Source organism: Salmonella sp. SJTUF14076, assembly GCF_015534835.1.
Classification (GTDB): Bacteria; Pseudomonadota; Gammaproteobacteria; order Enterobacterales; family Enterobacteriaceae; genus Salmonella; species Salmonella enterica.
Map to the genome: position 1 here is coordinate 217,850 of NZ_CP064675.1, position 9,663 is coordinate 227,512.

The 9,663-nt window shown below is 42.9% G+C and carries 10 protein-coding genes and 1 pseudogene; 1 reads left to right on the forward strand and 10 read right to left on the reverse strand.

Annotation, left to right across the window (positions count from 1 at the left end):
• Nucleotides 1-2 precede the first annotated feature (2 nt).
• The 6 genes and pseudogenes from htdT to HU143_RS23765 form a co-directional block, all read right to left on the reverse strand.
• Nucleotides 3-755: a protein-disulfide isomerase HtdT gene (gene htdT, locus HU143_RS23740; RefSeq protein WP_183079335.1), complete on the reverse strand. Its 753-nt coding sequence runs from the start codon at nt 753-755 to the stop codon at nt 3-5.
• A gap of 118 nt (nt 756-873) precedes the next feature.
• Nucleotides 874-1,356, reverse strand: a complete 483-nt coding sequence (locus HU143_RS23745; protein WP_000377633.1) for a hypothetical protein — start codon at nt 1,354-1,356, stop codon at nt 874-876.
• Between the two features lie 7 nt (nt 1,357-1,363).
• Nucleotides 1,364-2,719 carry an IncHI-type conjugal transfer protein TrhB gene (gene trhB, locus HU143_RS23750; RefSeq protein WP_000351841.1) on the reverse strand — a complete coding sequence of 452 codons (1,356 nt, stop codon included), beginning with the start codon at nt 2,717-2,719 and terminating at the stop codon, nt 1,364-1,366.
• Complete coding sequence (gene htdO, locus HU143_RS23755) at nt 2,709-3,170, reverse strand: plasmid transfer protein HtdO (protein WP_000521240.1); 462 nt, start codon at nt 3,168-3,170, stop codon at nt 2,709-2,711. The genes trhB and htdO overlap by 11 nt, the downstream gene beginning before the upstream one ends.
• A 1-nt stretch (nt 3,171) precedes the next feature.
• Nucleotides 3,172-4,443, reverse strand: coding sequence for a TraK domain-containing protein (locus HU143_RS23760; protein WP_000592090.1), 1,272 nt, complete (start codon nt 4,441-4,443; stop codon nt 3,172-3,174).
• Nucleotides 4,443-4,664 (reverse strand): annotated as a pseudogene (locus HU143_RS23765) (pilus assembly protein); the annotation flags it as partial. The pseudogene HU143_RS23765 and the gene HU143_RS23760, both read right to left, overlap by 1 nt.
• Before the next feature lie 69 nt (nt 4,665-4,733).
• On the opposite strand from HU143_RS23765, the gene HU143_RS23770 reads away from it, so the two are divergent.
• Complete coding sequence (locus HU143_RS23770; RefSeq protein ID WP_000019402.1) at nt 4,734-5,714, forward strand: IS5-like element IS5 family transposase; 981 nt, start codon at nt 4,734-4,736, stop codon at nt 5,712-5,714.
• Nucleotides 5,715-5,845: 131 nt separating this feature from the next.
• Here HU143_RS23770 and HU143_RS23775 read toward each other — a convergent pair whose 3' ends face one another.
• The 4 genes from HU143_RS23775 to HU143_RS23790 all read right to left on the reverse strand — a co-directional run bounded on the left by HU143_RS23775 (nt 5,846) and on the right by HU143_RS23790 (nt 9,187).
• Nucleotides 5,846-6,430 carry a type IV conjugative transfer system protein TraE gene (locus HU143_RS23775; RefSeq protein ID WP_229038689.1) on the reverse strand — a complete coding sequence of 195 codons (585 nt, stop codon included), beginning with the start codon at nt 6,428-6,430 and terminating at the stop codon, nt 5,846-5,848.
• An 11-nt stretch (nt 6,431-6,441) separates the two neighbouring features.
• Nucleotides 6,442-6,792 carry a type IV conjugative transfer system protein TraL gene (locus HU143_RS23780; protein WP_024152015.1) on the reverse strand — a complete coding sequence of 117 codons (351 nt, stop codon included), beginning with the start codon at nt 6,790-6,792 and terminating at the stop codon, nt 6,442-6,444.
• A gap of 17 nt (nt 6,793-6,809) precedes the next feature.
• Nucleotides 6,810-7,163: a pili assembly chaperone gene (locus HU143_RS23785; protein ID WP_080229806.1), complete on the reverse strand. Its 354-nt coding sequence runs from the start codon at nt 7,161-7,163 to the stop codon at nt 6,810-6,812.
• Nucleotides 7,164-8,311: 1,148 nt separating this feature from the next.
• Nucleotides 8,312-9,187 (reverse strand): RepB family plasmid replication initiator protein, encoded by an 876-nt coding sequence (locus HU143_RS23790; RefSeq protein ID WP_000594612.1) that lies wholly within the window; start codon nt 9,185-9,187, stop codon nt 8,312-8,314.
• Between the last annotated feature and the right edge of the window lie 476 nt (nt 9,188-9,663).

A 9,663-nucleotide genomic window follows, 5' to 3' on the forward strand; every position in this document is an offset into this window, starting at 1 on the left:
CCTTAATTTGTCTCAAATGGATTTTTTAAGAGAGGTTCAACGCTTTGGTTCAACCAGTAGTCGAAATCTTTTGGAATGCCATTACCAGCCAAACCATCCTGTCTGACAACTGAAGGTACACCCTGCAATTTATAAATTCCTGCGAGCATCAATGACGCTACCAAAGGTTCCGCCGGACATTCTTCTGCTTCTTTTTGAGAGAGCAATCTTTTTTCAATGTCGGATTTGCTTCCCATTAGCCAACGAAGAATATCGAGGTTGTTTATTTTTCCTTTTTCTTTACTACACCAGAGCCTTCTAAGCTCTTCTTTTGGCTCACCGGGTGAGGGAACTAAAACAATATCTATCCGATACTTGTCCCGATCTGCATAAAATTTCTTAACAAGTTCCATGCAACCGTCACAATCAAGTGTTAAGAAAATGGCTGCTTGTCTCTTAAGCTTTGAATTTCCCAGATGAATGGACGCTACAGTTTCCAGAGGGAAGGGGGCCTCATCAAGACTAATAAAATAGGAATTTCTGATTTCTTCTACAGTCAGAACAGGTTTACGTTTAATTACATCAACAAGGCTTCCCCCAGTAAGGGAGTATCGGCCATCGGTCGTTACTGCCATTAGCTGCGAACGCTCGTCCTGAAAGAGGTATAGCCCACCAGAAGGAATGTATATGGCATCCTTAGGTTTATATCCTTTCATTTTTGATAACGCACCCGAGATCTGACTGGGTGAAACGCCGCCTTCCTTTGCCTTTGCCATTAACGCAGCAGCATCACTATTAGTTAGGACCTGCTCTGAAGCATAAGTGACCGTATTCGCCATAATGGCGAAAGCCGCCATTAAAGGGAAAAGTAACTTTTTCACTATTGGGTGCCCTCTACTTCTTTGCATTATAAGAACTTGATTGTACCGCTTCAGAGCTATCTTCAAGTTCCATATAAGTGACGATTTCAACACTATCCGGTACAGTAACGGCAAGCGTTGCATCAATAATTAAATAGCCACGGTCACGGTAGATCTTCATTAATGTTCTGAAATATTCTTCGAATTGAGTTCTATCATTGTCAGCAGTACGGCCTCCGTGATGCTTGAAAAATTCCTTACGTAATTCAGGCATGTCAAGCACTGCAATCTTGTACGAAGGCTGTGATTGTTTATTGAAGTAATCGTAAACATTCATAAAGCCTTTATAACCATAAATAATGACCAAAACGGCAAAGGCGAAGAAAAATAAATACTTCAATATTTTTTCAATATCAATTTCGAAGGTAATTTTTTTTGTTGTCCTTTCTCGCACCATTTTTTTAGTGATTTCAGGTCCAGCTGATTCAGTCGATTCTTTTTTTTCTAAACTATCCATTTAAACCTCAGCGACTGGTCAGATTCGTTGGAATTGTAGTTCCGGTCTGAACGACAAATGTAATAGCTCGGCCAGGGCTAATTTCTACGATTGGCCACTGTTGTTCTGCAATTGCGGTGTAGTAATCGACGAGTCGATTAAGGCCACCTTGAGCTGCACCAGCCCCGGCTAATGCCCCAAGTGCACCAAAATTAGGGGACTGATACTGAGCCTGTGAATTAGGGTCGATGTTAAGTGAAGATACCTTACTGGGGCTTAAGCTACCGGCAAGTGAAGAAAGTCCACCGGCAAATGCAGCTCCTGCAATTGCGTTACCATTTCGGCTGATAAGCGTGCCTCGGATCCCATTTTTTCCGTCATTTTCACTTACAGCATATGCTTCCAGTTTTACGTCAAAAGCTTTCCCTTTTGAATTAACACAAGAGATAGAAGTGGCACGTATGTAAGCACGCTGTGACGCCAAATCACCAACAGCTGAACCCAGAAGGTTACAGTCACGCAAATCCATGGTGAAATTATTGGGCATGATGACATCTTTTTTAATACGCATTGTTACTGGCATTGGTTCTGATTTGGAAGAAAGGCTTGTAGGCGCTTCAAGCCCGGTAATCAGAACACCAGTGATAATAGATGTTGCCGGAAGAAACATTTCATCTTTTCGGGCAGCATGCCGCGCTTTGCTATCAACTGGCGCAGTACCATCACCTCGTACAGTCCGAGTAGGCGCTTTATCTCCTGCAATGACCTCTCTGCCTTCCTTGATTCTGTTTTCAGACACGGGCATAACCTGAATGACACCATCGGTACCATTAGTCTTAATGGAACTTTGTGTGATTGTTCTCATCGGGCTATTACGCGTAGGTGTGATAGACGCGTAATTAGGGTTTACGCCATTAATCGGCGCATTAGCATTAAGCTGATAAGGAGCTGCCGGTGCCTGCTCATTAATCGTTTTACGCGAACTACCAGCATCCAAGTTACGATTGCCGTTTCGATTAGTCTGCATATCATTAATTTGCTGAGACAGTTGCTGAAGTTGAGAAGTTAAACTTGCAACTTGGGCTTTAGTTTCCTGTTGGGCTTTTTCTGCTTTTTCGCGGTCCTCTTTCGCCGCATTTTGATCAAGTCGGTTTTGCTTAACCATTTCCTTATATACTTTCTGGCTTTCTTCATTACTCAATTTGTTCATTTGCGAATCATCTAACAACAAATTGGTCTGCATGTCTTTTTTCTGTGTTTTCTTTTCTTTCTTAACTGGTGTGGAAAAAATAGACTGGCTAATAATATAAACAATCACTACCAGCAGAGCGCCAATAACAGAAAGTCTGACGGTCTTATTTTCCCAGGCCTTTTTAATGTCCATGATTAGCTCCACTTGTAGGTTTCTGGAATCGTTTAATTTTTAGATTTCGTTCGCTGTCAGACATCTGAGGAACGATATAGGGATCACCTGCTCTGGCCCAGTTTTCACGAACAGATGGATGATTCATTTCAGCTTTATCTATCTGGCTCGTTCTAGATATTTCATGTTTGTAATTAGGTTCCAAAACGTTACTTTTGTGATAGTCAAAAGCATTCTCCTCATTAATATTGTCCTCTCCTACAAATTTATCAATAAGAGTTGGATCGTTCATTATTACTGTCTGAACGGGAAAAGCGTTACTGCCATCTTCGATACTAATGGGTGCGTCCGGAACGATTAATACACTCCTTTTTGGTATATATTCTGACCTGTAGTAAAAGCTGGTTAAAGCAAATACGACAAAACCAATCACGGTGGCCCCAAGCAGAGCAGGCAAAGTAACTTTTCCCATATTATTTTCTGATTAGACTTGGTCTGGTTGTAACCCGGGCCTCGCGTTCCTTGAACAATTTATCCCGGACTATGTAAAGCTCTGTTTCTTCTCCCGGTTGCAGGTATGCTTTATCAAATAAAGCACTTGCAATAACGCCTTCTGCCATACACTGCTGATCAGCAACGATTTGACCGTATGGTTTATCGTTTTTCACAAGAATTACATCAATAAGTTCACGTGAGCCAACCAGTCTCTGACCGAGCTTTGCATACATATTAAAGTTACATGGGGACTGCTCTGACGCAGGAATACGAGAAAGTCGGTCCTGTTGTAAACTGAATCCTGAAGGGACCTCACCAAGAGCCACAGGAGTCAATAAATCAATGATTCTTTGTTTATGATCGTCTTGTTTTGGATCCGATGGAGCCAGTTCTTCTGACTGGGAGCGGGCCAACATTTCCTCATAGTTTTGCTTATCCAATGAGGTTTCACGTTTGGCTTGCATAGATGGGCTTAAAGATGTAGTAACTGAAATCATCGCACCGGGAACATCAAGCGGTACCAGGGTCAGGTTATAGGTCGATTCAGGTACCTGATCTTCCGACAACATAATCCCGATTGGTTTATCGGTATTAGTTGAAATAAAGACATCGCCACCATTAACAAATATGCTTGCCTCTTCAGCAGGGGTAGAAGTGCTGACAGAAGCATTCTTGAAGCTGGTCGATATTCTGTTTTGAAGTCCTCGTGAAACTGGCAGTACCACATTCCCACCAGGCGGCACATTTACACGCTGAACTTCTTTATATCGGTTACGAGCTTCGACATAAAGTTCATCGGCTTTTGACGTGGCGGTCGCATTGGTTGCATTCTGCTGGGAAGAGGTACCTGTTGGTCTCCCATAGCTATCAATTGCACCAGAGCGGGTCTGTGCGTCAAATCCGGGGAGACTAGGATTATTTGATAATGCTCCAGTAATAGCGCTTACCGCAGGCGAAGCATTGCTGGCTGGGGAAAGTTGCACGGTAGGGAGATCAGTTGTAGGTTTTTGTCCCTGCGCATTACCGGCTTCACTAAGGTTTGTTTGTGCACCTGACTGTTCAGAACCAGCTTGACCCGGAATAATGGCTTTTGCAGCTCCATTCTGAAATCCGTCAGCACCAACTGGCATTACAACCGGGTTATTAATTGTTGCTGGCAATTGGTATTCTTCAGCGATTACGCAGTTCGAAGTCGTGAGCATGATCAATGCGGTAATTGCGTTGAACCCTAAGCCCTTTTTTTTAATCATCACTTGTTACCTGTAGACGGTGGCGGATTATCCAGCGTTGCCAGTTGCTCTTTGCCGTTTATCGTAATTTTTTTAATATTCGGTGTTCCGGAATATTGATTTACATATGCAATTCTTGGGCGACCATTTTTCATCCCGAGAACCCATTCATAAGTCCATTTCGATGATTCAGTTTTGTCCGGAACATTTACAAGTCGAGTCGTTTTGGTACCCCAGACATAGGGAAGGTGCGAACAAGTCCCTGATATGAGATCATGTTTGTCATCTGGAGCCATGGAACAGGGTTCATCATGAGTCATCAACTTACCTTCGCCGACAGTGAATTCAGCAGTAAGCGCCGTCAGACCAGAAAAGAGATTTTCTTGTCCCGCATGGAGCAGATTCTGCCATGGCAAAACATGGTGGAAGTCATCGAGCCGTTTTACCCCAAGGCTGGTAATGGCCGGCGACCTTATCCGCTGGAAACCATGCTACGCATTCACTGCATGCAGCATTGGTACAACCTGAGCGATGGCGCGATGGAAGATGCTCTGTACGAAATCGCCTCCATGCGTCTGTTTGCCCGGTTATCCCTGGATAGCGCCTTGCCGGACCGCACCACCATCATGAATTTCCGCCACCTGCTGGAGCAGCATCAACTGGCCCGCCAATTGTTCAAGACCATCAATCGCTGGCTGGCCGAAGCAGGCGTCATGATGACTCAAGGCACCTTGGTCGATGCCACCATCATTGAGGCACCCAGCTCGACCAAGAACAAAGAGCAGCAACGCGATCCGGAGATGCATCAGACCAAGAAAGGCAATCAGTGGCACTTTGGCATGAAGGCCCACATTGGTGTCGATGCCAAGAGTGGCCTGACCCACAGCCTAGTCACCACCGCGGCCAACGAGCATGACCTCAATCAGCTGGGTAATCTGCTGCATGGAGAGGAGCAATTTGTCTCAGCCGATGCCGGCTACCAAGGGGCGCCACAGCGCGAGGAGCTGGCCGAGGTGGATGTGGACTGGCTGATCGCCGAGCGCCCCGGCAAGGTAAGAACCTTGAAACAGCATCCACGCAAGAACAAAACGGCCATCAACATCGAATACATGAAAGCCAGCATCCGGGCCAAGGTGGAGCACCCATTTCGCATCATCAAGCGACAGTTCGGCTTCGTGAAAGCCAGATACAAGGGGTTGCTGAAAAACGATAACCAACTGGCGATGTTATTCACGCTGGCCAACCTGTTTCGGGCGGACCAAATGATACGTCAGTGGGAGAGATCTCACTAAAAACTGGGGATAACGCCTTAAATGGCGAAGAAACGGTCTAAATAGGCTGATTCAAGGCATTTACGGGAGAAAAAATCGGCTCAAACATGAAGAAATGAAATGACTGAGTCAGCCGAGAAGTATTTCCCCGCTTATTCGCACCTTCCATAGACCATGTCATTTTTTGGATCAAAGTAAATATCATTAGGCTTAAAGGTCTGCTCAACACCACGAGCCTGCATGATATTTATCTGCTCCTGTAAAGACTCACTCGTTTTAGCCTGTAGTTCAGGTGAAAGGGCATCGAGGACATAGGCCGTCACAAAGGAAATATTAGTTGGATTAATATTCCCTAAAAGGGTACTAAAAAAGAGAGCCCATTGTGTTTTATAAGATTCCGATGCTTTGTTACCAACAACCGTGATCTCTTCATTCATGTTTGGAGGGGTAACAATCGTCACTGGGTCAGTGAAAAAAAGAATCTTTGCAACCAATAACCCAATGACGGCTATTGAAACAGTATTAATGCGGATAAGTTTTGTATCACGATTAATCAGGGCGCTGTATGTAATTCCAGCACCTGACGCTTCAGCTTGTGGGCTAAATCGTTTTTTAATGTCCAAAAAACGTCCCTTAGCACTTTCATCTTTCTTTACGTATGACTGTTCAAGATCACCGTTTTCATCCTTTTTAGATTTTTTGAAAAAAGGGATGTTAATGCCACTTAGCATTTTCATTCATAGCTCCATCAAGAATACAAATCTCTGATAAATGGATCGTTGAAATAACGGCTACTAAAAACTGCTTTACCTGGCAAAAAACCGAGCCACCAGAGTCTGTGTTTTAGCAATCCTCTTATTCCTGACTCAGCTGCTTTGTTATACGCAATCCAATATACAACCGCTACTACAACAGAAAACCCGAAGCATTCGAAGATATTCCCAAATGCAACCAGAATGAATGCAAGCCCTATTTTTTTTGCATCCCAAAACAAAATCAGTAGAGGCATGTTGATCCTGAAAGGGAATCTATAGGTATGCTGAGGAACGTCGTTCTGCTTACTCATTAAAAATCCAGAGAGGGGGATGAACCCCCTCATGCATGATTAACAATAAATTACAGCGGTACGCCAGCATCCATAAAGGTGCTGATAATTTTCTCGCCGTTGGCCATTACCAGCATCATGAATAATGAAACCAGTGCCAGGCCCGGGTTAGACTTAAGGACAGAGAAATATACGCTTGAGATCAACATCGCGGCTGCCAGAATTTTGCCCGGAGCTCCAGTCATACTTTCACTCATGTATGACCAAATATCTCCCAGTGCCCCATCATCTGAACCCGCATATGCCAGACCGCAAAAAAGCACGGTCAGCAGAACAAACAAAATCACTTTTGCGCTTTTTGTTTTAAAAAGTGCAGCCGTGTTAGATTTCTTTTCACTAAGGCCAATATTTAAAGAAAGTTCCATAATTACTCCGTGTAGATTTGAGTTCACGTAAACGCGAATGAATAATACTTTTTTATTCCGATCCTTCCGTTCGCATAAACCCCCTTTTTTTAACGTTTAGCGATTGGTGAATTTTTAAGCAAAGGGGCCTAAAGCATAATCTTTGAAAAGTACCAGTGAACGCTTAGTAAAAGTTTGAAAGAGGGGAGGGGGTAAGATTACGTTAAGCTCAATCCTGAAGCTGATGAGACTCCTCAAGCATAAAAGTCACTTTTGATGGTTTGAAAAGCTCTAACTAGATATCGGGCAGGTAACTAAGCTTCATATCTAATCTTTTTTGTTCCCTTAATATCTATCTCTTGATTCTGAGAAGGCCGCATATCACTGTGCTCCCTGGTTCGGCAACTATCAGTTGGAGAAACTACATACAATCCTCGGCCGGTGCGTCATTCATCTAAATGCCTTTTACACCTCTGGGCGTGAGTGGGACTTTGTCTTGTCCATATGAACATCATTCATTCGAATGCTTTTGGCCAATGCTATTTAAGCAAATGCTTTCTGGCTGAGTCCTTTTGCGAATGAGTCTTTGATATAACTGCATGAATTTTGGGTTGTTTGGTGTACTAACAAAACAAAGGCATTTCTTTGAATGCCATTGGAGTTGTGATGCTTCTGATATTTTTTTGATCTCATATCAAACACATAGTCCTTCTGATGCCCAATGTCATAGATGTCTTGGACCATTCTCGCTCTTAACAAAGCTGTACTGTGTGTCATTCGACCTAATGCCATTCACCAAAATGCCTTTTTATACCACTGCATAGCTATGCTCGGGATACAGTGGCAAACAAAAGCATTTCAATGAATGATTTTTTGGGATACCGACATCAAAAGCATTTGTATGAATGTAAGAGGCGTAATCCACAAAAGGCATTCACGTGAATAGAGTGCGCACGAAACCATCTTGCTCCACGGCATTTAATGAATGGGCTAGCATGTACGCTTGAGCCAGAAAGGCATACAGATGAATAGTCAGGAGTTCGTTTGAAAAGTTACTTTTTTGCACATTAAGCCGAGATGTAAGACCAGTAGTAAAAGAAGCACTAAGCATAGCACTGATAAATAACTTATTTTTCAGCATGTTATAACCAGTGCATACCTGGTAGCTTTCAACCTTGTTTGGCGAGGGCCAGCTTAGGGCTTCTTTTGAAGATCTGAAATTGTATGTCGCGACCTTTCTTAACTTCTTGATAATCGAGATATCCGATAGATTCAAGTTCCCGCATTGCTTTACGAATTATCTGGTTTTGCGTACGAATAGGGGTTGTAAGAAGCAACCTTTCCCTCAACCGTTTCATATTAACGAACAACGTACCAGCTGGCATTGCTTCAAAATAAATATAGAGAGATTGCGCAGCTTCTTTTTTAGCCAAAATGTATAGAACCTGAAGGCTTAACAATGTCTTATGGTCGTAACGATACAGTTCCCACATAGAAGGATCCCCAACCAACTCAACAGTATCGCTTTTTGGATCAATCATAGCCTTCTGCACCAGATGCGTTACTGTGAACCGACCACTCCGAGAGTCTGAGAAGGCAAGCACTACCGATGCAAGGTTCATTAATGACTCTTTAAAGCGCGCACGAGTTCGTTTGTTGATGTTTGTTGAACTGATACCACACATCTTCGCAAACTCGTTAAAAGTCAGGGTAATCTTCTCGGAAGTAAAACCATATTTACTGAAAGCCATGATGATCCCGAGCCAGCACTTAAAGTCGGTAGACATAGATAGTTTGACACCAGTTATCTTGATGTCGTCATAACCCTCCGATCTTGCAATTTCCATACACGAAAGCTCATCAGAGGCATCAACTTCAAAGTTTCGGTCGCGGTTTTCTTTTGTGCCGACAGGGGTAAATACACTCAATCTCAACAGGGCCACGGGCTGAACCGACTTGGACGAGTTAGGCGTCAGTTGATAAGTCTTACCTGATTCATTACTGGTTACGTCAAAAGGATGGATTAACTCGTTGTTTTTAATCATTAACTTAACTCGTCGGTGATAAGATTTTCATTTGGCAAACTGTTTATAACATATTCTTGCAAATGCTTTTTACGCATTAACCTAAATGCCATAAGCATTCCAGTAAATGCCTTCCTTATTCATTCAAATGCTTTTCGCATGCATCCGAATGCCGGATCCTTTCATAAAGTCACTATAATCAATGAGTTAAAGATGCCGTGATCTTTACTTGAACTCTATTGATCTTTAGTGATCTAAAGAATTGATCTATCCTGTTGAAAACAATGATAAGTCCATATAAAACAAGGAATAGCGCTCCTTTAACAATATCTACAGATCGCAAACGGAAATGAACGAGGGTCTACTATCATTGTTTTATTCAAGACAGTTTTTATTTTAATTTTATTAAGCAAATTTTTTGAGTTTACCTTTTAGATGTATCAGCCCTATTTGGCAAATTTGAGGTTCATGTATCATGTAGTAAACAGGAGGAAGAT

Bases quoted from the DNA above. Each gene is read 5' to 3' on its own strand.
- HU143_RS23760 (WP_000592090.1), bottom strand. From the start codon at position 4,443: ATGATTAAAAAAAAGGGCTTAGGGTTCAACGCAATTACCGCATTGATC.
- HU143_RS23785 (WP_080229806.1), bottom strand. From the start codon at position 7,163: ATGGAACTTTCTTTAAATATTGGCCTTAGTGAAAAGAAATCTAACACG.
- trhB (WP_000351841.1), bottom strand. From the start codon at position 2,719: ATGGACATTAAAAAGGCCTGGGAAAATAAGACCGTCAGACTTTCTGTT.
- HU143_RS23745 (WP_000377633.1), bottom strand. From the start codon at position 1,356: ATGGATAGTTTAGAAAAAAAAGAATCGACTGAATCAGCTGGACCTGAA.
- HU143_RS23770 (WP_000019402.1), top strand. From the start codon at position 4,734: ATGAGTCATCAACTTACCTTCGCCGACAGTGAATTCAGCAGTAAGCGC.
- htdO (WP_000521240.1), bottom strand. From the start codon at position 3,170: ATGGGAAAAGTTACTTTGCCTGCTCTGCTTGGGGCCACCGTGATTGGT.
- HU143_RS23775 (WP_229038689.1), bottom strand. From the start codon at position 6,430: ATGAAAATGCTAAGTGGCATTAACATCCCTTTTTTCAAAAAATCTAAA.
- HU143_RS23790 (WP_000594612.1), bottom strand. From the start codon at position 9,187: ATGATTAAAAACAACGAGTTAATCCATCCTTTTGACGTAACCAGTAAT.
- htdT (WP_183079335.1), bottom strand. From the start codon at position 755: ATGGCAAAGGCAAAGGAAGGCGGCGTTTCACCCAGTCAGATCTCGGGT.
- HU143_RS23780 (WP_024152015.1), bottom strand. From the start codon at position 6,792: ATGAGGGGGTTCATCCCCCTCTCTGGATTTTTAATGAGTAAGCAGAAC.